This is a genomic window from Kitasatospora sp. NPDC004289, assembly GCF_053602875.1.
Genome location: NZ_JBSGEL010000008.1, coordinates 127475 through 149122, shown reverse-complemented (window position 1 = coordinate 149122; position 21648 = coordinate 127475). Strand labels below are relative to the sequence as shown.

General features: G+C 72.5%; 23 protein-coding genes and 2 tRNA genes. 19 read left to right on the top strand and 6 right to left on the bottom strand.

The window, feature by feature from the left end; translation table 11 throughout:
- Position 1 precedes the first annotated feature (1 nt).
- A complete protein-coding gene (locus ACWEPF_RS07975) occupies positions 2-817 on the top strand; it encodes an aminotransferase class IV (RefSeq protein WP_345278962.1) in 816 nt (271 codons plus the stop codon).
- 46 nt (positions 818-863) lie between these two features.
- On the top strand, positions 864-1706 hold the full coding sequence (locus ACWEPF_RS07970) for a GNAT family N-acetyltransferase (protein ID WP_452171873.1): 843 nt from the start codon (positions 864-866) through the stop codon (positions 1704-1706).
- A gap of 7 nt (positions 1707-1713) precedes the next feature.
- On the opposite strand, the gene ACWEPF_RS07965 is transcribed toward ACWEPF_RS07970, so the two are convergent.
- From ACWEPF_RS07965 to ACWEPF_RS07955, 3 genes are all read right to left on the bottom strand, one after another.
- Complete coding sequence (locus ACWEPF_RS07965; protein WP_452171872.1) at positions 1714-2220, bottom strand: DsbA family protein; 507 nt, start codon at positions 2218-2220, stop codon at positions 1714-1716.
- 101 nt (positions 2221-2321) lie between these two features.
- Positions 2322-2891 (bottom strand): CGNR zinc finger domain-containing protein, encoded by a 570-nt coding sequence (locus ACWEPF_RS07960; protein ID WP_345278968.1) that lies wholly within the window; start codon positions 2889-2891, stop codon positions 2322-2324.
- Between the two features lie 258 nt (positions 2892-3149).
- A complete protein-coding gene (locus ACWEPF_RS07955) occupies positions 3150-3563 on the bottom strand; it encodes an SsgA family sporulation/cell division regulator (protein WP_030056266.1) in 414 nt (137 codons plus the stop codon).
- A gap of 195 nt (positions 3564-3758) precedes the next feature.
- On the opposite strand from ACWEPF_RS07955, the gene ACWEPF_RS07950 reads away from it, so the two are divergent.
- From ACWEPF_RS07950 to ACWEPF_RS07940, 3 genes are all read left to right on the top strand, one after another.
- Positions 3759-4190 carry a TIGR02611 family protein gene (locus tag ACWEPF_RS07950; protein WP_345278970.1) on the top strand — a complete coding sequence of 144 codons (432 nt, stop codon included), beginning with the start codon at positions 3759-3761 and terminating at the stop codon, positions 4188-4190.
- Between the two features lie 96 nt (positions 4191-4286).
- Positions 4287-4358: transfer RNA gene (locus tag ACWEPF_RS07945), tRNA-Val, on the top strand.
- A gap of 192 nt (positions 4359-4550) precedes the next feature.
- Positions 4551-4622, top strand: a tRNA-Val gene (locus ACWEPF_RS07940).
- Positions 4623-4697: 75 nt separating this feature from the next.
- Here the strand turns inward: ACWEPF_RS07940 and ACWEPF_RS07935 are convergent.
- Positions 4698-5471, bottom strand: coding sequence for an exonuclease domain-containing protein (locus ACWEPF_RS07935; protein ID WP_345278972.1), 774 nt, complete (start codon positions 5469-5471; stop codon positions 4698-4700).
- A 232-nt stretch (positions 5472-5703) separates the two neighbouring features.
- Between ACWEPF_RS07935 and thrS the strand changes: the two genes are divergently transcribed.
- A complete protein-coding gene (gene thrS / locus ACWEPF_RS07930) occupies positions 5704-7683 on the top strand; it encodes a threonine--tRNA ligase (RefSeq protein WP_345278974.1) in 1980 nt (659 codons plus the stop codon).
- 76 nt (positions 7684-7759) lie between these two features.
- The gene (locus ACWEPF_RS07925) at positions 7760-8320 is read left to right on the top strand and encodes an HIT family protein (RefSeq protein WP_345278976.1); all 561 of its coding nucleotides are present in this window, start codon (positions 7760-7762) and stop codon (positions 8318-8320) included.
- A gap of 62 nt (positions 8321-8382) precedes the next feature.
- Here the strand turns inward: ACWEPF_RS07925 and ACWEPF_RS07920 are convergent, their stop codons facing one another.
- Complete coding sequence (locus ACWEPF_RS07920; RefSeq protein ID WP_452171871.1) at positions 8383-10026, bottom strand: hypothetical protein; 1644 nt, start codon at positions 10024-10026, stop codon at positions 8383-8385.
- Positions 10027-10200: 174 nt separating this feature from the next.
- Between ACWEPF_RS07920 and ACWEPF_RS07915 the strand changes: the two genes are divergently transcribed.
- The gene (locus tag ACWEPF_RS07915) at positions 10201-10632 is read left to right on the top strand and encodes a thiol-disulfide oxidoreductase DCC family protein (RefSeq protein WP_452171870.1); all 432 of its coding nucleotides are present in this window, start codon (positions 10201-10203) and stop codon (positions 10630-10632) included.
- Positions 10633-10792: 160 nt separating this feature from the next.
- On the opposite strand, the gene ACWEPF_RS07910 is transcribed toward ACWEPF_RS07915, so the two are convergent.
- Complete coding sequence (locus ACWEPF_RS07910; protein WP_452171869.1) at positions 10793-12772, bottom strand: elongation factor G; 1980 nt, start codon at positions 12770-12772, stop codon at positions 10793-10795.
- 203 nt (positions 12773-12975) lie between these two features.
- Between ACWEPF_RS07910 and pgsA the strand changes: the two genes are divergently transcribed.
- The 11 genes from pgsA to ruvB all read left to right on the top strand — a co-directional run bounded on the left by pgsA (position 12976) and on the right by ruvB (position 21609).
- Entirely contained in the window at positions 12976-13626 is a 651-nt protein-coding gene (gene pgsA / locus ACWEPF_RS07905) for a phosphatidylinositol phosphate synthase (RefSeq protein WP_452171900.1), read from the top strand.
- A gap of 2 nt (positions 13627-13628) precedes the next feature.
- Positions 13629-14528, top strand: coding sequence for a phosphatidylinositol mannoside acyltransferase (locus ACWEPF_RS07900; protein WP_452171899.1), 900 nt, complete (start codon positions 13629-13631; stop codon positions 14526-14528).
- Positions 14525-15697 carry a glycosyltransferase family 4 protein gene (locus ACWEPF_RS07895; protein ID WP_345278983.1) on the top strand — a complete coding sequence of 391 codons (1173 nt, stop codon included), beginning with the start codon at positions 14525-14527 and terminating at the stop codon, positions 15695-15697. The genes ACWEPF_RS07900 and ACWEPF_RS07895 overlap by 4 nt, the downstream gene beginning before the upstream one ends.
- A gap of 24 nt (positions 15698-15721) precedes the next feature.
- Positions 15722-16072 (top strand): 5-carboxymethyl-2-hydroxymuconate Delta-isomerase, encoded by a 351-nt coding sequence (locus ACWEPF_RS07890; RefSeq protein ID WP_452171868.1) that lies wholly within the window; start codon positions 15722-15724, stop codon positions 16070-16072.
- Between the two features lie 11 nt (positions 16073-16083).
- Positions 16084-16629 (top strand): hypothetical protein, encoded by a 546-nt coding sequence (locus ACWEPF_RS07885; RefSeq protein WP_345278987.1) that lies wholly within the window; start codon positions 16084-16086, stop codon positions 16627-16629.
- Between the two features lie 153 nt (positions 16630-16782).
- On the top strand, positions 16783-17694 hold the full coding sequence (gene pdxS / locus ACWEPF_RS07880) for a pyridoxal 5'-phosphate synthase lyase subunit PdxS (RefSeq protein ID WP_345278988.1): 912 nt from the start codon (positions 16783-16785) through the stop codon (positions 17692-17694).
- A gap of 84 nt (positions 17695-17778) precedes the next feature.
- Positions 17779-18387 (top strand): pyridoxal 5'-phosphate synthase glutaminase subunit PdxT, encoded by a 609-nt coding sequence (gene pdxT, locus ACWEPF_RS07875; RefSeq protein ID WP_345278990.1) that lies wholly within the window; start codon positions 17779-17781, stop codon positions 18385-18387.
- Positions 18388-18452: 65 nt separating this feature from the next.
- A complete protein-coding gene (locus tag ACWEPF_RS07870; RefSeq protein ID WP_345278992.1) occupies positions 18453-19211 on the top strand; it encodes a YebC/PmpR family DNA-binding transcriptional regulator in 759 nt (252 codons plus the stop codon).
- 120 nt (positions 19212-19331) lie between these two features.
- Complete coding sequence (gene ruvC, locus ACWEPF_RS07865) at positions 19332-19886, top strand: crossover junction endodeoxyribonuclease RuvC (protein ID WP_380150341.1); 555 nt, start codon at positions 19332-19334, stop codon at positions 19884-19886.
- The gene (gene ruvA, locus ACWEPF_RS07860) at positions 19883-20494 is read left to right on the top strand and encodes a Holliday junction branch migration protein RuvA (RefSeq protein WP_452171867.1); all 612 of its coding nucleotides are present in this window, start codon (positions 19883-19885) and stop codon (positions 20492-20494) included. Before ruvC ends, ruvA begins: the two co-directional genes overlap by 4 nt.
- 14 nt (positions 20495-20508) lie before the next feature.
- A complete protein-coding gene (gene ruvB, locus ACWEPF_RS07855) occupies positions 20509-21609 on the top strand; it encodes a Holliday junction branch migration DNA helicase RuvB (RefSeq protein WP_452171866.1) in 1101 nt (366 codons plus the stop codon).
- The last annotated feature ends 39 nt before the right edge of the window (positions 21610-21648 follow it).

Below are 21648 nucleotides of genomic sequence, written 5' to 3'. Positions count from 1 at the left end.
GATGATCTGGGTCAACGACCGCCTGGTCGACGAGAGCAGCGCCACCGTCTCCGTGCTCGACCACGGGCTGACCGTGGGCGACGGCGTCTTCGAGACGGCCAAGGCGGTGGACGGCGCGGCCTTCGCGCTCACCCGCCACCTCGACCGGCTCAGCCGCTCCGCCGAGGGCCTCGGCCTGCCCGCCCCGGACCACGCGGTGGTCCGCGAGGGCGTGCGCCAGGTGCTGGCCGCCAACCCGATGGAGCTCGGCCGGCTGCGGATCACCTACACCGGCGGCACGGCCCCGCTCGGCTCCGAGCGCGGCGACGCCCCGCCCACCCTGGTGATCGCGGTCGGCACCGCCAAGCCCCGCCCGGACACCACCGCGGTGAAGACCGTCCCGTGGCGGCGCAACGAGCACGGCGCGCTCACCGGTCTCAAGACCACCTCCTACGGCGAGAACGTGGTCGCCCTGGCCGCCGCCCACCGGGCCGGCGCCTCCGAGGCGATCTTCGCCAACACCGCCGGCCGGCTCTGCGAGGGCACCGGCTCCAACATCTTCGTGGTGCTCGGCGGCCGGCTGCTCACCCCGCCGCTCGCCTCCGGCTGCCTGGCCGGCATCACCCGGCAGCTGGTCGTCGACTGGGCCGGCGCCGAGGAGGCCGACCTCCCGTTCGAGGTGCTGGCCGAGGCCGAGGAGGTCTTCCTCACCTCCACCCTGCGCGACGTGCAGGCCGTCACCCGGATCGACGACCGCGAGCTGGCCGGGCCCGGACCGGTCACCCTCAAGGCCATGCGCCAGTTCACCGAGCGCGCCGCGGACGACCTCGACCCGTGATTCCCCGGCGCGGATCAGCCGGGGCGGGACGGGGAATGCACACCCCATGACCACCACCCTGCGTCCCGAGCACCCCGAGGAAATCCGTCCCGACGGCGGCCGCACCCGGCGCTGGCTGATCTGCGTCAACGGTCGCCCGGTCGGTTCGCTGCGCACCACGGCCACCCCGTACGGCGAGCAACGCTGGGGCACCGTCTCGGAGTTGGAGGTCACCGAGGGTCTGCGGCGGGGCCGGGCCACGGTGGGTTCGCTGGCCGCCGAGGAGGTGCTGCGCGGCTGGGGCTGCAGCCGGGTGGACGTCACCGTCCCGGCCGGCAACGAGGCCGCCCTCGGGCTGGCCCGGCTGCTCGGGTACACCGAGCGGATGCGGAACATGGCCAAGCACCTCGGCCGCGCCCCGGAGCTCCCGGCGGGCCTGACGGTCCGTCCGATCGGCCCGGACCGCTTCGAGACCTGGCTCACCCAGGCCAAGGAGGGCTACGTCAGCCACCTCACCGGCTCCGGCCTGGCCGAGCAGCAGGCCCGGGAGAAGGCCGACACCGACCACCGGCGACTGCTCCTCCAGGGCCACGCCACCCCCGGCACGGCCCTGCGCGAACTGCTGGACGCGCAGGGCACCGTGCTGGGCTCGCTCTGGGTGACGCTGCGCCAGAGCACCCTGCCGGACGGTTCGCCGCTGGCCTGGGTGATGACGGTGGAGGTGGACGAGGGGCGCCGCGGCGAGGGCCACGGCCGCACCCTGATGCGGCTCGCCGAGCGGGAGTGCCTGGCGGCCGGAGTGGCCGACCTCGGGCTCAACGTGTTCAGCTCCAACGCGGTGGCCATCCGGCTCTACGAGTCGCTGGGCTACCGGCTCACCCGCCGGGTGTTCGGCAAGCCGCTGCTCTGAGGGAGGGTCAGCCCTTCGCCACCGCGTCCAGGATCTCGGCGATCCGCTCGCGCAGCCCTTCCTGGCTCTTGCCGCCGTCCAGGCGCTGACCGGCGATCAGGTACGTCGGGGTGCCGGTGACGCCGATCGCCTTGCCCTCGGCCTGGTCGGCGTCCACCACCAGGGTGTGCCGCCCGTCGATCAGCGCCACGTCCATCTCCTCGGCGTCCAGCCCGAGTTCACCGGCCAGCGCGACCAGGAACGCCTCGCCGTTCTTGGCCTTGGCCAGCTCCTCGCAGCGCTCCAGCAGCGCCTCGGTGAACTCCCGGCCCCGGCCCTGGGCGAGCGCCTCCTCGGCGGCCTGGGCGGCGGCGTAGGCGTGCTTGTTCTTCTCCAGCGGGAAGTGCCGGAGCTCGACGATGAGGGCCTCGCCGTACTGCTCGCGCAGGGCGTCGAGGTCGGTCAGGGCGGTGCGGCAGTCGGGGCACTGGAGGTCGGCCCAGAACTCGAGCCGCGGGAGGGGAGCATCGGTCATGGGGCCAAGTCTTCCACCCTTCGCCCACCGACCTCCTCACCGCCCGCCTGACCGTGGCTCGCGGAGCGGGTCGGAGCAGGAGGACCGGGAGGGCGGGGCCGTCAGCCGGCGGGGACCGCCTCGGCGGAGCGCTGGCGGGCGCGGTAGGCGGCGACGTGCAGGCGGTTGCCGCAGGTGCGGCTGTCGCAGTAGCGGCGGGAGCGGTTGCGGGAGAGGTCGACGAAGACCCGGGCGCAGTCCGGCGCCTCGCAGCGGCGCAGCCGCTCGCGCTCGCCGGCCATCACGATGAAGGCCAGCGCCATCCCGAGCTCGGCCGCCAGGTGGTCGCCGATCGCGGCGTGCGGGGCGAAGTAGTGGATGTGCCAGCCGTGGTGGTCGTGGTTGACCAGCCGGGGGGTGGTGCCCGCGGCCGCGACCACCGCGTTGACCAGCTCGGCGGCCTCGTCGGTGGAGCCGGCCGAGAAGACCTCGCGCAGCCGGCCGCGGAGCGAGCGCACCGCGGTGAGGTCGTCCGGGGTGAGCGAGTCGACCTCGCTGATCTCCCGGCGGGCCACGAACGAGTGCAGCGCCGCCAGGTCGGGGAGCTGTTCGCTGCCGCAGGCGTCGGGGGAGGTGTTGAGCAGCTCGACCAGAATGCCCAGCGCGCATTCGGTGTCATGGGTGATCAGCACGTGAGGCTCCTCGCGCGGCGGGGGCTTCGTGGGCCCCGCGTCGGTCGTTCCCGCGACTCTACCGGCACGGGCCGTCACCACGGGCCTCGCCGGCCGGTCCCGGCCGGTCCCGCCGGGAAAGGGCGAGGGCCCCGGCGCGCTCCGGTGGGAGCGTGCCGGGGCCCGGCCCTGACGGACCGCCCGTGGGCGGTTGAGCGTGCGACCGTGCCCCCGAGTAGGACGGACGCGGTGGCGGGAGCGGACCTGCCGGTGCGGCGGTCAGCTCTCGGCGAGGATGTGGGACAGCTCCCGGTCGAGGTCGAAGTGACGGTGTTCGGTGCCGGGTGGCACGGCGGCGTCGGTGCGCTTGAGGAAGGACTCGAGCGCTCGAGCCGGGGCTTCCAGCAGGGCTTCTCCTTCCGGAGAACTCAGGGCGATGCAGACCACCCCCTGACCGTGGCTCCGCGAGGGCCACACCCGGACGTCGCCGGTGCCCGTGGGTCGGTGCAGCCCCTCCGCGAGGAGGTCGCGGGCGAACACCCACTCCACGGTCTCGTCGGCACCCGTGTGGAAGGTCGCGTGCACGGCATAGGGGTCGGCAGTGTCGTAGCGCAGGCCCGCGGGGACGGGCAGTGACGACTCGCTGGACACGATGAGGCGCAGGTGCAGCTCGCAGCTGACCGTGGTGTTCATAAGCGCCAGGGCCTTTCGCTCAGTGTGCGCTCGGGGAATCGCACGTCGGCGAACGGACCATCCCACCTGAAAGCCCGGTGTAAACCCGTCTGTCCCGATTCCGGTCCGAGTCGTACCCCTTCCGGCGCATTGCGGAATCGCTACGGAGCCTCCGGGGCCCGGGAACCGGGCGGGCGCTCCGGTAGTTTTCGCGGCATGGCTGTACGAAACGACAATCCCGAGCCCGAGGGCTCGAAGGCCGGCCCGGCGGCCGACGAGGGCCTCGGGTCCAAGGCGCCGCACTTCATCCGGCGCTCCAGACCGCTCCACCTCAGCTGGCAGGTGGCGGTCTTCCTGGTCGGCCTCGCGGTGGTCGCGCTCGGCGTGGTGATGCTGCCGCTGCCCGGGCCGGGCTGGGTGGTCATCTTCCTGGGCATGGGCATCTGGGCGACCGAGTTCGTCTGGGCGCAGCTGGTGCTGCGCTGGACCAAGCGCAAGGTCACCGAGGCGGCGCAGAAGGCACTGGACCCCAAGGTCCGGCGCCGCAACATCATCCTGACGAGCATCGGCCTGGTGATCATCGCCGGGCTGGGCGGCTGGTACCTGTGGCGGTACGGGCTGGTCATGCCGTGGAAGATCAACGACTGACCGGAGCGCCGGCCGCGGGGGAGCGGGGGTCGCGGGGGGAGCGCGGAGGGGTGTTCGGAGCACCCCTCCGGATGCGGTAATGTTTTCCCTGCACCCGGGCGATTAGCTCAGCGGGAGAGCACTTCGTTCACACCGAAGGGGTCACTGGTTCGATCCCAGTATCGCCCACCGGAATGCGGGAAGACCCCGGCCAATTAATTGGCCGGGGTCTTCCGTCGTTTCCGGGGAGTTCCACCGCGCGGTCTGATTCCGCGTCAGTCTCCGTGCCGGGGACGGGAACTGGGGGACCGTCCGCTCGGGCCCCGCGGAAGGGAATTGGCCAGTCGGGCCCGAGGGGTGCTACTGTTCATCTCGTTGCCCGGGCGATTAGCTCAGCGGGAGAGCACTTCGTTCACACCGAAGGGGTCACTGGTTCGATCCCAGTATCGCCCACCGAGTAACACAGAGGCCCTGACCGGCAGTTCGCCGGTCAGGGCCTCTGCCGTTGCCGTGGTTGCGGGGGCCGGCTCAGGCCGCGACGCCGCAGTCGTGCTCGGGGTAGGGCCGGCCGCCGCAGGCGCAGCGGGCCGGGCGGAGCGGCCAGGAGAAGTCGACCTGCTCCGCGGCGCCGGAGCGGTCGAACCAGTTCTGCAGGCCCCGGGCCTGGGCCGCGTGCCAGACCGCCTGGCGCAGGTGCAGCTCGGCCGGGGTGAGCGAACCCAGCGGCACCCGGAAGCGCAGGCCCAGGGCGCGGGTCAGGTCCATCGCGGCGGTGGCGTCGGCCGCCGCGTCGTGGGCGCCGGTGAGGCTGACCCCGTAGTGCGCGCACAGGTCGGTGAGGGTGCGGCGGCCCTTGCGGTAGCGGTCGGCGTACTTGTCCATCACCCGCGGGTCCAGCACCAGCAGTTCGTTCCCGCCCAGGCTGTCGGCGAGCGTGCTGGCCCGGTGCCGGCGCAGCTCGCGGTCGAGCAGGGTGAGGTCGTAGGGCGCGTTCATCACCACCAAGGGCACGTGGCGGTGGGCCTGTTCGGCCAGCGCGCGGGCGATCTCGGCGACCACCACCCGGGGCGGGCGGCCGAAGTCGCGGGCCCGCTGGTCGGTGATGCCGTGCACGGCCTGCGCGCCCTCGGGGATGGGCACCCCCGGGTCGGCCAGCCAGGAGAGCGTCCGGACGGGAGCGCCGGGCGCGGTCTGGAGCACCAGCGCCGCCGAGACGATGCGGTCGGTCTCGACGTCCACGCCGGTGGTCTCGGTGTCGAAAGAGGCGAGCGGGCCCTGGTACCAGGGCTGGGTGTGCGGCATGACGAGCCCCCGATCCCCACCGGGCGGCGCCCGGCGCGCCACCGAGGACCAGTGGCGCGCCGGGCACGGCCGCGTTCTGCCCAGGTGATACCGCAGTTGACGCCCCCTCAATCCAGCGAGGGGCGCACACCTGTCCGGAGAGGGGGCAGCGGTGCGCGGCGCGGCTCGTGATCTCGGTACCATCGGACTCGCGCAGCACGGTGCTGCGGTACACAGAGGTCAGGAGAGACCGGTGACCGACGTCCGGATCATCATCAACCGCGAACCCGATCGGGAAGAGCGCGTGGTGACCACGGGCACCACGGCCGCCGAGCTCTTCGCCGACGACCGCGCCGTGATCGCCGCCCGGGTGGCCGGTGCGCTCAAGGACCTGGCCTACCAGGTGCAGGAGGGCGACGAGGTCGAGCCCGTCGTCATCTCCAGCAAGGACGGCCTGGACATCCTGCGGCACTCCACCGCGCACGTGATGGCGCAGGCCGTGCAGCAGCTCTTCCCGGAGGCCAAGCTCGGGATCGGCCCGCCGGTCAAGGACGGCTTCTACTACGACTTCGACGTCGAGAAGCCGTTCACCCCCGACGACCTGAAGGCCGTCGAGAAGAAGATGCAGGAGATCATCAAGCGCGGGCAGAAGTTCTCCCGCCGGGTGGTCACCGACGAGGCCGCCACCGAGGAGCTGGCCAAGGAGCCCTACAAGCTGGAGCTGATCGGGCTCAAGGGCTCGGCCGCGACGGCCGGCGAGGGCGCCGACGTCGAGGTGGGCGGCGCCGAGCTGACCATCTACGACAACGTGGACGCCAAGACCGGCGACCTCTGCTGGGGCGACCTCTGCCGCGGCCCGCACCTGCCGAGCACCCGTCACATCCCGGCCTTCAAGCTGATGCGCAACGCGGCCGCCTACTGGCGCGGCAGCGAGAAGAACCCGATGCTGCAGCGCATCTACGGCACCGCCTGGCCGACCAAGGACGAGCTCAAGGCGCACCTCGACTTCCTCGAGGAGGCCGCCAAGCGCGACCACCGCAAGCTCGGCGCCGAGCTGGACCTCTTCTCCATCCCGGAGGAGATCGGCTCCGGCCTGGCCGTCTTCCACCCCAAGGGCGGCATCATGCGCCGGGTCATGGAGGACTACTCGCGCAAGCGCCACGAGGAGGCGGACTACGAGTTCGTCTACTCCCCGCACGCCACCAAGGGCACGCTCTTCGAGCTCTCCGGTCACCTCGACTGGTACGCGGACGGGATGTACCCGCCCATGAAGCTCGACGGCGACATCGACTACTACCTGAAGCCGATGAACTGCCCGATGCACAACCTGATCTACCGCTCGCGCGGCCGCTCCTACCGCGAACTGCCGCTGCGGCTCTTCGAGTTCGGCACCGTCTACCGCTACGAGAAGTCCGGCGTGGTGCACGGCCTGACCCGGGCCCGCGGCTTCACCCAGGACGACGCGCACATCTACTGCACCCGCGAGCAGATGGCGGACGAGCTCGACTCGCTGCTGACCTTCGTGCTCGACCTGCTGCGCGACTACGGCCTGAACGACTTCTACCTGGAGCTCTCCACCAAGGACCCGGAGAAGTTCATCGGCTCGGACGAGGACTGGGAGGAGGCCACCGAGACCCTGCGGGCCGCCGCCGAGAAGCAGGGCCTGGAGCTCGTCCTCGACCCGGCCGGCGCCGCCTTCTACGGCCCGAAGATCTCGGTGCAGGCCCGGGACGCGATCGGTCGCACCTGGCAGATGTCCACCATCCAGGTCGACTTCCAGCTGCCGCAGCGCTTCGAGCTGGAGTTCCAGGGCTCGGACGGCAACCGTCAGCGCCCGGTCATGATCCACCGTGCGCTGTTCGGCTCGATCGAGCGCTTCTTCGCGGTGCTGCTGGAGCACTACGCCGGTGCCATGCCGCCGTGGCTGGCCCCGGTCACCGTGGTCGGCATCCCGATCACCGACGAGCACATCCCGTACCTGCGCGAGGTGGCCGCCGAGCTGAAGAAGCAGGGCATCCGGGTCGAGGTCGACGCCTCGGACGACCGGATGCAGAAGAAGATCCGCACCGCCCAGAAGTCGAAGGTCCCGTTCATGCTGATCGCGGGCAACGACGACGTCGAGGCCGGCGCGGTCTCCTTCCGCTACCGCAACGGCGAGCAGAAGAACGGCGTCCCGGTCGCCGAGGCGGTGGCCGAGATCGTCGAGGCGGTCCGCAGCCGGGTCCAGGTCTGACGGTTCGTACGCTCCGGGGCGGGCTCTCTTCGAGAGAGTCCGCCCCGGACTGCTTTCCCCGGGCGTCCTGGCGAATATGCTGATCAGCATGACGAGTGAGCCGGAACTGCAGCGGGGTGTGGGCGAACCGGATGGATTCCGGCGCCTGTGGACGCCTCATCGGATGGCGTACATCCAGGGAGAGAACAAGCCGACCGGGCCCGCACCGGACGACGGTTGCCCGTTCTGCTCGATCCCCTCGCTCAGCGACGAGGACGGGCTGGTGATCGCCCGGGGGAGCGCGGTCTTCGCGGTGCTCAACCTGTACCCGTACAACGGCGGGCACCTGATGGTGGTGCCGTACCGGCACGTGGCCGACTACACCGACCTGGACGCGGAGGAGACGGCCGAGCTGGCCGACTACACCAAGCGCGCCATGACGGCCCTGCGCACCGCCTCCGGCGCGCACGGCTTCAACATCGGGATGAACCAGGGCGCCGCGGCCGGTGCCGGCATCGCCGCCCACCTGCACCAGCACGTGGTGCCGCGCTGGGGCGGGGACACCAACTTCATGCCGGTGGTGGGGCACACCAAGGTGCTGCCCCAACTGCTCGCCGACACCCGGAAGATGCTCGCCGAGGTGTGGCCGCAGGACTGAGCGCACGTCAGAGGGGCGGTACCCGGAACCACCGGGTACCGCCCCTCTGACGTGCGGTGGGATCAGCCCGCGTCGTAGCGGTCGGCCTTGAACGGGCGGCTGCCCTGCATCTCGGACCTGAGGATGCCGCCGCGGTTGGCGAGGCGGCTGGAGTCCACGTCGTGCTCGTCCAGGAACTCGACGGTGGCGGCCAGCACCGCGTTGACCACCGGGGCGATGCTGAAGATGACGTCGTCCGCCTTGTAGCGGCTGGTCCAGGTCTGGTCGGCCCAGGCCCCGCGGAGCGAGAAGGGCTCGGGCAGGCCGATCCCGCCGCCCAGCCAGGCCAGCAGCGAGGGGATCTTCACGAAGGGGGCGCGGACCGCCTGGCGGACCACCTCGTCGTTGTCGACCAGCGGGAGGACGACGGTGCGCTCCTCCCAGAACTTGCCGGTCTTCGGGACCTTGATCTCCTTGGGCTTCGGCTTGGCGCCGAACAGCCCGTTCAGCGGGCCGAGCGCGTGGCCGGAGACGGAGACCCGCAGGGTGTTGCTCATCACCGTCACGCCGATCACCACGGTGGTGACCAACTGACCCTTGTGGAGCACCAGTTGGACGGTGGTGCGGTGTCGGCTGTCGGTGCCGAGGCTCTGCCGGTTGGCGATCGTCTGGAGCGCGAAGTCGCGCATCCGGTACCCGTCCATGTCCGGACCGGACGGGCGGCCGATCTCGTCGGCGCCCTCGGGCACGTCCACCACCAGCCACTGCTGGACGGCCATGTGCGGCATCGCCCCGCCGCCGACCTCGCTCTGGGTCAGGGTGCTCATCCGGGCCGTGATCTTCCGGCTGAGGTCCCAGGGGTGGAAGGCCCGGAAGTCCGGCCGGCCCTCCAGCGGGCGCAGCTCCTCGACCACCTGCCAGTCGCCCCACCGCATCCCGGCGCCCAGGATGCCCTTGCCGCCGGCGTAGTGGTGGACGTTGGTCTCCTGCTCCACCGTCAGGCGCTCCAGCGAGGCGCGCAGGTCGGTGGCCTTCTTGTCCAGGTCGTCCCGGGGCACCGCCTTGGGCACCGTCGCGGCCAGCGCACTGCCCTCGACCAGGCCGCCCCAGCGGTTGCGCAGCTCGATGGTCGAGCGCAGCACCAGGCGCTTGGCCAGGAACCAGCCCAGCACGGGAGCCAGCATCATCACCCGGAAGTACAGCGCGAACGGACCACCGACCGGCGGGCGCAGCGCGAGCAGCACGGCGAGACCGACGGCTGCCGTCACCAGCAGGGCGTTGTAGGCGCCGTGGCGGTTCGCCGGGCTCTTGCGCTTGAGCCAGATCCGGCCGTAGAAGACCGCGAGCCAGATCAGCGTGCCGGGCAGGAAGAGCACGCCGGTGAGCAGCGTGATCACCTGGAGCTGCCGGTCGCGCGCGTTGCGCAGCTCCTCGGCGGCCAGGCAGTGCTCGACCACCATCCGGGTGTCGGTCCCGAAGGAGGGCACCAGCGGGTTCCGCCCGGCGCCGAGCGTGCGGGCGATGATCGCCTTGGCGTAGGCCTCGCCGACGCTGGGCCGGAACAGGAGGTTCTTGCCCCCGTTGACGGTGACTCCGGGCAGTTTCTCCAGGTCCTTGACGTCACCGTCGCGGTAGGCCACCGACGAGAGCAGCTGGGTGACCGCAGTCTGTGGTCCGACGTCCGTACGGGGTATCTGCGCGCCCGGGGTCATGTCCAGCTTCGTCACGGCGGCCTCCCCTCCTCCCCTTGTCAGCGGCAGGTTACCGTGCGACCGGCACCCCGCGTGCTTGATCGTCTGAACCGCCGTCACTTCCCGTCGTGCGGACGGGGCGTGGAGTGATCGTGCCCACTTTCGAGCGGCGCCGATCCTCCGCCGGGCGGATGGTGCAGGATCGGGGACATGAGCGAGACGCGGGTGGTCGATCCGGTGCTGGTCTACGACGGCGACTGCGGGTTCTGCACCAGCAGTGAGCAGTTCGCCGAGCGCTACCTGAGGGCGAGCCTCTCCTCGGCGAACTGGGAGGGGGTGCCGTTCCAGTTCGCGGACCTGGCGGCGCTGGACGCCCGTGCGGGCGGGCGCGGGCTGGTCAGCCGGGAGCGGGCCGAGCGGGAGATCCTCTGGGTGACGCCGGCCGGGGACGTGTACGGCGGGGCACAGGCCGCGGCGCGGCTGCTGATGCGGTCCGGCGGCGCCTGGGCCTACCTCGGCGCTGCCTTGACGCTCGCCCCGGTCCGCCCGCTCGCGGCGGCGGTCTACCGCTGGGTCTCGGCCCACCGCCACAGCCTCCCCGGCGGGACGCCCGCCTGCGCCCTGCCGCGGCGTTCCGGCTGACGTACGTGGTCATGCCTTCGGGGGCGCGGGGAACTGCGCGAGTTCGGAAGGCGGACCAGTGTGAGATCGGGGCATGCGGGCCAGTTGCAGCATGTGCCGTTCCCCTGCGCGCAGTTCCCCGCGCCCCTGGTGTAACCACGTACGTCCCCCGCCCCAACTCTCACGCGTACTGCGCCGCAAGGGCGGGCGGCATGGGGGCGTGGCGGAGGTAGGTGCGGGAGAAGGTGCCGGTGCCGTGGGAGAGGGAGCGGAGGTCGATGGGGTAGCGGCTGAGCTCCAGTTCGGGGACTTCGGCGCGGACCAGGCTGAGGCCGGGGCCGCCGGGCTCGGTGCCGAGGACGTGGCCGCGGCGGGCGGAGAGGTCGCCGAGGACTGCGCCCTGGTACTCGTCGGGGAGCAGGACCCGGACTTCGTCCACCGGTTCGAGCAGCTGCACGGTGCCGTGCTCCGCGGCCTCCTTGAGGGCGAGTGCGGCGGCGGTCTGGAAGGCGGCGTCCGAGGAGTCGACGGAGTGCGCCTTGCCGTCGGTGAGGGTGACCCGGACGCCGACCACCGGGTGGTCGCCGCGCAGGCCGTGGGCCAGCTGCGCCCGGACGCCCTTCTCCACCGAGGGGATGAAGTTGCGCGGTACGGCCCCGCCGACCACGTGGTCGACGAACTCGACCTCCTCACCGGGCAGCGGATCCACCGTCAGGTCGCAGACCGCGAACTGCCCGTGGCCGCCGGACTGCTTGACGTGCCGTCCGTGCCCGCTGCTGCTGCCCGCGAAGGTCTCTCGCAGGGCCACCTCGTACGGGACGGAGTCGACGTGAACGCCGAAGCGGCTGCGCAGCCGGTCGAGGACCACGGCCTGGTGGGCCTCGCCGGTGCACCAGAGGACCAGTTGGTGGGTGTCGGGGTTCTGTTCCACGCGCAGGGCCGGGTCCTGGGCGGTGAGCCTGGCGAGGCTCTGGGAGAGCCGGTCCTCGTCGGCCTTGCTGTGGGCCCGGACGGCCACCGGGAGCAGGGCCTCGGGGCGGGGCCAGGCGGGGAGCGGGGGGCCGCCGAGGGTGTCGCCGGTGCGGGCCCGGGCCAGCTTGGCCAGGCAGACCAGGTCGCCGGGCAGGGCCTGCGGGACGGGCCGCTGGCGGGCGCCGAAGGGGCTGGTGAGGGCGGTGACGCGCTCCTCGGGGCCGCCGTCCAGGTGGAGGGCGGTGTCGGGGCGCAGGGTGCCGGACCAGATCCGGGCCAGGCTGAGCCGGCCGACGTACTGGTCCTCGCCGGTCTGGATGACCTGGGCGGTGACGGGGGCGTCCGGGTCGCAGGGCGGGCGGTCGTCGGTGCGTTCGGTGGGGGCGGGGAGCACGGTGACGATCAGGTCGAGCAGTTCGGCGGCGCCGAGCGGTGCGGCGGTGCAGAGCAGCGGGTGGACGGCGTCGGCCCGGATCTCGCGGCGCAGGGCCTCGGTGAGCGAGGCCGGGTCCAGCTCCTCGCCGGCGGCCCAGCGCTCCAGCAGGGCGTCGTCCTCACCGGCGATGGCCTCCACCAGGGCGCCGCGGGCGGTCTGGTCGACGGCGGGGGCCTCGCCGTAGGTCCTCCCGGTGAGCAGGTCGACGGAGCCGGTGAGGCGGCCGCCGTCGAAGCGGGGCTGGAAGAGCGGGAGCACGGTCTCCGGGTGGCCGTCGCCGAAGGCCTCCTGACAGGCCGTCACGGCCTCGGGGCCGTGCACGTGGGTGAGGGCGACGGCGGTGGGCAGGCCGGCGGCGCGGCACTCGCGCCAGAGGGCGAGCACGGCGGGGCCGACCTGGTCGGTGGCGGAGACGACCAGGACGGCGGCCTCGGCGGCGTGCATCCCGGCCTGCCGCTGGCCGGCGAAGTCGGCGTACCCGGGGGTGTCCAGCAGGTTGACCTTGTGGCCCTGCCAGGCCAGGGGGAGCAGCGAGAGCTGGACGGAGCGCTGCTGGTGGTGCTCGATCTCCTCGTGGTCCGAGGCGGTGGTGCCCTCGGTCACGGAGCCGGCCCGGGTGAGGGCGCCGGCGGTGAGGGCGAGGGCCTCGGCGAGGGTGGTCTTCCCGGCCCCTGCGGCGCCGACGAGCACGACGTTGCGCAGCCGGGCCGGATCTTCGACCGGTACGGGGGGCGGGGTGGTCCGGTCGGTCATGGCGCACCTGCGATCACGGTCGGTGTGCCGTCAACTGCCCTGGGTGGCCGCCGGTTGGGCCGGATGGCGCTCGCGGGCGTGGGGCGGCGAGGGGTGCGAGCGGCGTGGATACCATTGTCCGGCCGGGCGGGCCGATCCGCTCGGCCGCCCGCCGCCCTGAGGGCGGGGGTGGGTTTCGGAAGATCGGGGCGGTCCGGAAGGCCATGCTCAACAAGTACGCACGTGCCTTCTTCACACGTGTCCTGACGCCGTTCGCCGCGCTGCTGCTCCGCTGGGGCGTCAGCCCGGACGCCGTGACGCTGATCGGGACGGCCGGTTCGGTCGCCGGTGCGCTGGTGTTCTTCCCGCGCGGGGAGTTCTTCTGGGGCACCATCACCATCACCCTCTTCATCTTCTCCGACCTGGTGGACGGGAACATGGCCCGCCAGGCAAACACCTCCAGCCGTTGGGGCGCCTTCCTGGACTCCACGCTGGACCGGGTCGCCGACGCGGCGATCTTCGGCGGGCTGGCGCTCTGGTACTCCGGGCACGGGAACAGCAACGTGCTGTGCGCCGTCGCGGTGTTCTGCCTGGCGAGCGGTCAGGTGGTCTCGTACACCAAGGCCCGGGGCGAGAGCCTGGGCTTCCCGGTGAACGTCAACGGGCTGGTGGAGCGCGCGGAGCGGCTGGTGATCACGCTGGTCGCGGCCGGGGTGACGGGGCTGGGCACCTTCGGGGTGCCGTACCTGGAGTGGCTGCTGCCGACGGCGCTCTGGGTGGTGGCCGTGGGGAGCCTGGTGACGGTGTTCCAGCGGATGCTGACGGTGCGTCGGGAGTCGCGGGAGGCCGACGCGGCGGCGGAGGCGACGGCGTGAAGATGACCAAGGAAGGCCTGGTCGACGGGGCGTACGCGCTGGGCTGGGCGGCGCTCAAGCACCTGCCCGAGCCGCTGGCGCGCGGACTCTTCGACCAGCTGGCCGACTTCGCCTGGCGGCGCCGGGGCAAGGGCGTGCTGCGGCTGGAGGCCAATCTGCGCCGGGTCCGGCCCGAGCTGGACGAGGCCGGGATCCGGGCGCTGTCCCGGGCCGGGATGCGCTCCTACCTGCGGTACTGGAAGGAGTCCTTCCGGCTGCCGGTGTACTCCACCGCGCGCCTCGCCGAGGACTGCCGGGTCAAGGGCCTGGAGCGGCTGGACGAGGCGCTCGCCGCCGGGCGCGGCGCCGTGGTGGCCCTGCCGCACATGGGCAACTGGGACCTGGCCGGGGCCTGGGTGGCCGCGGTCGGCGGGCACCCGTTCACCACCGTGGCCGAGCGGCTCAAGCCGGAGTCGCTGTTCGACCGCTTCGTGGCCTACCGCGAGGGGCTCGGCATGGAGGTGCTGCCGCTGACGGGTGGTCAGGTCTCGGTGATCGGGACGCTGGCCCGGCGGCTGCGCTCCGGCAAGCTGGTCTGCCTGGTCGGCGACCGCGACCTCTCGGAGGCGGGCCTGCCGGTGGACTTCTTCGGCGAGACCACCAGGATGCCGGCCGGCCCGGCCGCCCTGGCGCTGCGCACCGGGGCCGCGCTCTTCCCGGTGACGCTCTGGTACGACGGCGCGGTGATGCGCGGCGAGATCCACCCCGAGGTGCTGCCCCCCGAGGAGGGGGACCAGAAGGAGCGGACCTCGGCGATGACCCAGGCGATGGCGGACATCTGGGCCGAGGGCATCCGGGAGCACCCGGAGGACTGGCACATGCTGCAGCGCTTCTGGCTGGCCGACCTGGAGGTCAAGCGGTGAGGATCGGGATCGTCTGCCCGTACGACTGGGACGTGCCGGGCGGGGTGCAGTTCCACATCCGCGACCTGGCCGAGCACCTGATCGCGCTCGGCCACCAGGTCTCGGTGCTGGCCCCGGCCGAGGACGAGTCGGCGCTGCCGCCGTACGTGGTCTCGGCCGGGCGGGCCGTCGCGGTGCCGTACAACGGCTCGGTGGCGCGGCTGAGCTTCGGCATCCTCTCCGCCGCCCGGGTGCGGCGGTGGCTGAACGACGGCCACTTCGACATCCTGCACGTGCACGAGCCGGCCTCGCCGAGCCTGTCGATGCTGGCCGCCTGGTCCGCCTCCGGGCCGATGGTCGGCACCTTCCACACCTCCAACCCGCGCTCGCGGGCGATGATCGCGGCCTCGCCGATCCTCCAGCCCGGGCTGGAGAAGATGAGCGCCCGGATCGCGGTCAGCGAGTACGCCCGACGGACCCTGGTCGAGCACCTGGGCGGCGACGCGGTGGTGATCCCCAACGGGGTGGACGTCGGCTTCTTCGCCGGCGCCGAGCCGGACCCGCGCTGGACCGGCACGGTGGCCGCGCCCACCATCGGCTTCATCGGCCGGATCAACGAGCCGCGCAAGGGCCTGCCCACCCTGCTGGCCGCGCTGCCGAAGATCCTGGCCGAGCGCCCGGGCGTGCGGCTGCTGGTGGCCGGCAAGGGCGACGAGGAGGAGGCCGCCGAGGGGCTGACCCCCGAGGTGCGCCGGCACGTGGAGTTCCTCGGCATGGTCAGCGACGAGGAGAAGGCCCGGCTGCTGCGCAGCGTGGACCTGTACGTGGCGCCCAACACCGGCGGCGAGAGCTTCGGCATCATCCTGGTCGAGGCGATGTCGGCGGCCGCGCCGGTGCTCGCCTCCGACCTGGACGCCTTCAAGCAGGTGTTGGACGGCGGCGGTGCCGGGGAGCTCTTCCCGGTCGAGGACGCCGGCGCGCTGGCCGACGCCGCGGTGCGGCTGCTGGCCGACCCGGAGCGGCTTGCCGAGCTGCGCGAGGCGGCCTCCCGGCACGTGCGCCGCTTCGACTGGTCGACCGTGGGGGCGGACATCCTCGCGGTGTACGAGACGGTCACCGACGGCATGCCGGAGGTGGCCGAGGACACCCGCGGCGGCTGGCGCGAGCGCCTCGGCCTGGCCCGGGACTGACGGAACGACAGATGGGGGAGTGACATGCCGCAGGTGCTGATCGACCACTCGGCGGGGCTGGACGTGGACTGGGCGGGGCTCGCGGGCGAGCTGCACCGGGTGATCCCGGCGGTGATCGACACCGACACCGCCGCCTGCAAGACGGTGGTCCGCGAGGCCGGGCGGGTGCTGGTCGGTGACGGTGCGTCGGACGAGGCGCTGGTGCTGGTCGAGGTGAAGGTGCTGGCCGGGCGCTCCACCGAGCTGCGGGCCGAGCTGAGCCGCCGGGTGCTGGAGCTGCTGCGGGCGCACGTCACGGTGCCGGCCGCGCTCGGCGTGCAGATCACCGAGCTGGACCGGGAGACCTACCGGTTCGAGCACCACCCGGCGCGGTAGCGTACCTGCCCGTGAGCAACTGGATCTGGGCCGCGGTGGCGGTCGTGCTGTTCGGCGTGTACCTGAGTTGGACGGCGGGGCGGCTGGACCGGCTGCACGCCCGGATCGACGCGGCGCGCGCCTCGCTGGACGCGCAGCTGCTGCGCCGGGCCTCGGTGGCGATGGAGCTGGCCACCTCCTCGCTGCTCGACCCGGCCGCCTCGATCCTGCTGCTGGAGGCCGCGCACGCCGCGCGCCAGGCCGAGGACGACCACCGCGAGGTGGCCGAGAGCGAGCTCAGCCTGGCGCTGCGGGCGGTCTTCGCCGAGCCCGAGCAGTTGGCCGCGCTGGCCGCGGCGCCCGGCGGGGCGGAGGCGCTGAAGGACCTGACGGCCGCGGTGCGCCGGGTGCCGATGGCCCGGCGCTTCCACAACGACGCGGTGCGGGCGGCCCGGGCGGTGCGCGAGCACCGGCTGGTCCGGTACTTCCGGCTGGCGGGGCGGGCGCCCTTCCCGCTGGCCTTCGAGATGGACGACGAACCGCCGCTCGCGCTCACCCCGCAGGGCGCCCCGGCCTGAGAGCCTTGGGCACCTGAGGGTCGTTCAGACTTCTGTCGTAAGCCGCTTTGTCGTAAGCCGGAGGGCCTTCTGGCCTTGGTGGTGCATGGTCCCCACCTGCTTCGGGCCTACGATAGGGCGATAGCACTGGTACATCTTCGAGTGAGGTCACACGTGTCCACCACCCCCATCACCGCTGACCAGCCGCAGATCGGCACCGCCCGCGTGAAGCGCGGCATGGCCGAGCAGCTCAAGGGCGGTGTGATCATGGACGTGGTCAACGCCGAGCAGGCCAAGATCGCCGAGGACGCCGGTGCGGTGGCCGTCATGGCCCTCGAGCGCGTCCCCGCCGACATCCGCAAGGACGGCGGCGTGGCCCGGATGTCCGACCCGAACATGATCGAGGAGATCATCGCCGCGGTCTCCATCCCGGTCATGGCCAAGTCCCGGATCGGCCACTTCGTCGAGGCCCAGGTCCTGCAGTCGCTCGGCGTCGACTACATCGACGAGTCCGAGGTGCTGACCCCGGCCGACGAGGTCAACCACTCCGACAAGTTCGCCTTCACCACCCCCTTCGTCTGCGGCGCCACCAACCTGGGCGAGGCGCTGCGCCGCATCGCCGAGGGCGCGGCCATGATCCGCTCCAAGGGCGAGGCCGGCACCGGCAACGTGGTCGAGGCCGTCCGCCACCTGCGCCAGATCAAGAACGAGATCGCCAAGCTGCGCGGCTTCGACAACAACGAGCTGTACGCCGCCGCCAAGGAGCTGCGCGCTCCGTACGAGCTGGTCAAGGAGGTCGCCGAGCTCGGCAAGCTGCCGGTCGTGCTGTTCTCCGCGGGTGGCGTGGCCACCCCGGCCGACGCCGCGCTGATGCGTCAGCTCGGCGCCGAGGGCGTCTTCGTCGGCTCGGGCATCTTCAAGTCCGGCGACCCGGCCAAGCGCGCCGCCGCCATCGTGAAGGCGACCACCTTCTTCGACGACCCGAAGGTCATCGCGGACGCCTCCCGCAACCTGGGCGAGGCCATGGTCGGCATCAACTGCGACACCCTGCCCGAGGCCGAGCGGTACGCCAACCGCGGCTGGTAATCACGTCCGGTCGGCCCGCCGCGCAGCCTTGATCGCGCGGCGGGCCGCCGCACGTCCAACGATCTTCCCGAATGAGGTAACACCGTGAGCACCCCCGTCATCGGCGTCCTGGCACTCCAGGGCGACGTCCGCGAGCACCTGATCGCGCTGGCCTCGGCCGACGCCATCGCCCGCGAGGTCCGCCGGCCGGAGGAGCTGGCCGAGGTGGACGCGCTGGTGATCCCCGGCGGGGAGTCCACCACGATGTCCAAGCTGGCCCTGCTGTTCGGCCTGATGGACCCGCTGCGCGAGCGCGTCCGGGCCGGCATGCCGGTCTACGGCACCTGCGCCGGCATGATCATGCTGGCCGACAAGATCCTGGACGGCCGGGACGACCAGGAGACCGTCGGCGGGATCGACATGACGGTCCGCCGCAACGCCTTCGGCCGGCAGAACGAGTCCTTCGAGTCCGGCATCGCCTTCGAGGGCATGGAGCAGCCGGTGCACGGCGTCTTCATCCGCGCCCCCTGGGTCGAGGAGGTCGGCGCCGGTGTCCGGGTGCTGGCCGAGCTGCCGGCGGCCGACGGCCCGGACAGCCGGATCGTGGCGGTCCGTCAGGGGAACCTGCTGGCCACCTCGTTCCACCCCGAGCTCACCGGCGACCACCGGGTGCACGAGTACTTCGTGCGCATGGTGGAGGACGCTGCGCACTGACCGGAGCGCGGCACCGGTAAGATCCCTTCTGTTCATTTCCCTTTGGCGACGTAAAGGAGCTGGCGATGTCCGGCCACTCTAAGTGGGCTACCACCAAGCACAAGAAGGCGGTCATCGACGCCAAGCGCGGGAAGCTCTTCGCCAAGATGATCAAGAACATCGAGGTGGCGGCCCGCACCGGTGGCGGCGACCCGGCGGGCAACCCGACGCTCTACGACGCCATCCAGAAGGCGAAGAAGAGCTCCGTCCCGATCGACAACATCAACCGCGCCGTCAAGCGCGGCTCGGGCGCCGAGGCCGGCGGGGCCGACTACTCGACCATCATGTACGAGGGCTACGGCCCGAACGGCGTGGCGGTCCTGATCGAGTGCCTCACCGACAACCGCAACCGCGCGGCCTCCGACGTGCGCGTCGCGATGACCCGCAACGGCGGCAACATGGCCGACCCGGGCTCGGTCTCCTACCTCTTCAACCGCAAGGGCGTCGTGATCGTCCCCAAGGCGGACGGGGTCGACGAGGACCGGGTCATGGAGATCGTCCTGGAGGTCGGCGCCGAGGAGGTCACCGACCTCGGTGACACCTTCGAGGTGCTCAGCGCGGCCACCGACATGGTCGCCGTCCGCACCGCGCTGGTGGACGCCGGGATCGACTACGACTCGGCCGACGCCAACTTCGTCGCGGACCTCCAGGTCCCGCTGGACGTGGACGGCGCCCGCAAGATCTTCAAGCTGATCGACGCCCTCGAGGACAGCGACGACGTGCAGAACGTCTTCGCCAACTTCGAGATCAGCGACGAGGTCGGCGCGCAGCTCGACGCCGAGTGAGCTGACGGTGCGTGACACCGGCCCGGCGGTCCTCCAGGACCGCCGGGCCGGTGTCGTTGGTCCGGCTGTCGGACCAGGGCGGTAGCCTTCGCAGGTCGGAGCGTACGGAGGCGGGGCAGAGTGCGGGTGCTGGGTGTGGACCCTGGGCTGACCAGGTGCGGGGTCGGGGTGGTCGACGGCACGCCCGGGCGGCCGCTCACCATGGTCGGGGTCGGGGTGATCCGCACCCCCGCCGAGGAGGAGATCGGGCCCAGGCTGCTCCGGGTCGAGCAGGGCATCGAGGCCTGGCTCGACGAGCACCGGCCCGAACTCGTCGCCGTGGAGCGGGTGTTCGCCCAGCACAACGTGCGCACCGTGATGGGCACCGCGCAGGCCAGCGCGGTCGCGATGCTCTGCGCCACCCGGCGCGGCATCCCCGTCACCCTGCACACCCCGAGCGAGGTCAAGGCCGCCGTCACCGGCTCCGGCCGGGCCGACAAGGCCCAGGTCACCGCCATGGTGACCAGGCTGCTCCGGCTCGCCGAGCCGCCCAAGCCCGCCGACGCCGCCGACGCGCTGGCGCTGGCGATCTGTCACATCTGGCGCGGCGCCACCACCAATCGGCTGGCCGCCGCGGTCGCCACCGCCAAGCAGACCGCCCCCCGTCCGCGCACCACCAGGGAGTACCGCCGATGATCGCCTTCGTCCAGGGCCCGGTCGCCGCCGTCACCGCCGGCAGCGCGGTCGTCGAGGTCGGCGGGGTCGGCATGCTGGTGAAGTGCACGCCCCGCACCCTCGGCACGCTGCGGATCGGCGAGCCCGCCCGGCTCACCACCGCACTGATCGTCAAGGAGGACTCGCTCACCCTCTACGGCTTCGCCGACGAGGACGAGCGCGCCACCTTCGAGGTGCTGCTCACCGCCAGCGGGGTCGCCGCCACCATGGCGCTCGGCGTGCTGGCCGTCTTCACCCCCGACGAGCTGCGCCGGATCGTCGCCCAGGGGGACGCCAAGTCCCTCACCGCCGTCCCCCGGATCGGGCCCAAGCTGGCCCAGAAGCTGCTGCTGGAGTACAAGGACAAGCTCGGCGCGCCGAGCGGGGCCGTCCCCGCGCAGAAGCCGCTGGCCGCCGGGCCCGCCCCGTGGAGCGAGCAGCTGCACGCCGCGCTGGTCGGCCTGGGCTACGCGGCCCGGGAGGCCGACGAGGCGGTCACCGCCGTCACCCCGGAGGCCGAGGAGCAGACCACCACCGACGTCGGTGCCCTGCTGAAGGCCGCCCTGCGCACCCTCAACCGCACCCGCTGAGACCGAATCCGCTGATGGACCGTCAGGAGCCCGCCCCGATGAGCCCGTACGACTCCGACCCCGCCGACCGCGTGGTGGCCGCCGCCGCCGACGGTGAGGACCAGGCGGTGGAGGCGGCGCTGCGGCCCAAGCTGCTGGACGAGTTCATCGGCCAGGAGCGGGTCCGCGAGCAGCTCTCGCTGGTGCTCCAGGCGGCCCGACAGCGCGGCACCGCCCCGGACCACGTCCTGCTCAGCGGCCCGCCCGGGCTGGGCAAGACCACCCTGTCGATGATCATCGCGGCCGAGCTGGGCGCGCCGATCCGGATCACCTCGGGCCCCGCCATCCAGCACGCGGGCGACCTCGCGGCGATCCTCTCCTCGCTCACCGAGGGCGAGGTGCTCTTCCTGGACGAGATCCACCGGATGTCCCGTCCGGCCGAGGAGATGCTCTACCTGGCGATGGAGGACTTCCGCGTCGACGTGATCGTCGGCAAGGGCCCGGGCGCCACCGCGATCCCGCTGGAGCTGCCGCCCTTCACGCTGGTCGGCGCCACCACCCGGGCCGGCCTGCTGCCCCCGCCGCTGCGGGACCGCTTCGGCTTCACCGGGCACATGGAGTTCTACGCCCCGAGCGAGCTGGAGCGGGTGGTGCGGCGCTCGGCCGCGCTGCTGGACGTGGAGATCGACGGGGCGGCCGCGGCCGAGATCGCCGGGCGCTCGCGCGGCACGCCCCGGATCGCGAACCGCCTGCTGCGCCGGGTGCGGGACTTCGCCCAGGTGCGGCACGACGGGCTGGTCAGCCAGGAGATCGCGGCCAGGGCGCTGGACGTCTACGAGGTCGACGCACGTGGTCTGGACCGCTTGGACCGGGCGGTGCTGGACGCGCTGCTGCGGCTCTTCGGCGGCGGCCCGGTGGGCCTGTCCACGCTGGCCGTCGCGGTGGGGGAGGAGGCCGAGACGGTGGAGGAGGTGGCCGAGCCCTTCCTGGTGCGGGAGGGCCTGCTGGCCCGCACCCCGCGCGGCCGGATCGCCACCGCCGCGGCCTGGCACCACCTGGGGATGACGCCGCCGCAGCAGGGGGCCCGCGGGCCGGTGCCCGGGCAGGGCGACCTGTTCGGTGCGGCGGAGCGCTGAGGGGCGGTCGGCTCGTGGGGATCCGACAAAGATCGTGAG

What these genes read in the sequence shown, in the direction of transcription:
- ACWEPF_RS07975 (WP_345278962.1), top strand. Translation starts at nt 2, where the DNA reads ATGATCTGGGTCAACGACCGCCTGGTCGACGAGAGCAGCGCCACCGTC.
- ACWEPF_RS07970 (WP_452171873.1), top strand. Translation starts at nt 864, where the DNA reads ATGACCACCACCCTGCGTCCCGAGCACCCCGAGGAAATCCGTCCCGAC.
- ACWEPF_RS07965 (WP_452171872.1), bottom strand. Translation starts at nt 2,220, where the DNA reads ATGACCGATGCTCCCCTCCCGCGGCTCGAGTTCTGGGCCGACCTCCAG.
- ACWEPF_RS07955 (WP_030056266.1), bottom strand. Translation starts at nt 3,563, where the DNA reads ATGAACACCACGGTCAGCTGCGAGCTGCACCTGCGCCTCATCGTGTCC.
- ACWEPF_RS07950 (WP_345278970.1), top strand. Translation starts at nt 3,759, where the DNA reads ATGGCTGTACGAAACGACAATCCCGAGCCCGAGGGCTCGAAGGCCGGC.
- ACWEPF_RS07935 (WP_345278972.1), bottom strand. Translation starts at nt 5,471, where the DNA reads ATGCCGCACACCCAGCCCTGGTACCAGGGCCCGCTCGCCTCTTTCGAC.
- ACWEPF_RS07925 (WP_345278976.1), top strand. Translation starts at nt 7,760, where the DNA reads ATGCTGATCAGCATGACGAGTGAGCCGGAACTGCAGCGGGGTGTGGGC.
- ACWEPF_RS07915 (WP_452171870.1), top strand. Translation starts at nt 10,201, where the DNA reads ATGAGCGAGACGCGGGTGGTCGATCCGGTGCTGGTCTACGACGGCGAC.
- ACWEPF_RS07910 (WP_452171869.1), bottom strand. Translation starts at nt 12,772, where the DNA reads ATGACCGACCGGACCACCCCGCCCCCCGTACCGGTCGAAGATCCGGCC.
- pgsA (WP_452171900.1), top strand. Translation starts at nt 12,976, where the DNA reads ATGCTCAACAAGTACGCACGTGCCTTCTTCACACGTGTCCTGACGCCG.
- ACWEPF_RS07900 (WP_452171899.1), top strand. Translation starts at nt 13,629, where the DNA reads ATGACCAAGGAAGGCCTGGTCGACGGGGCGTACGCGCTGGGCTGGGCG.
- ACWEPF_RS07890 (WP_452171868.1), top strand. Translation starts at nt 15,722, where the DNA reads ATGCCGCAGGTGCTGATCGACCACTCGGCGGGGCTGGACGTGGACTGG.
- ACWEPF_RS07870 (WP_345278992.1), top strand. Translation starts at nt 18,453, where the DNA reads ATGTCCGGCCACTCTAAGTGGGCTACCACCAAGCACAAGAAGGCGGTC.
- ruvA (WP_452171867.1), top strand. Translation starts at nt 19,883, where the DNA reads ATGATCGCCTTCGTCCAGGGCCCGGTCGCCGCCGTCACCGCCGGCAGC.
- ruvB (WP_452171866.1), top strand. Translation starts at nt 20,509, where the DNA reads ATGGACCGTCAGGAGCCCGCCCCGATGAGCCCGTACGACTCCGACCCC.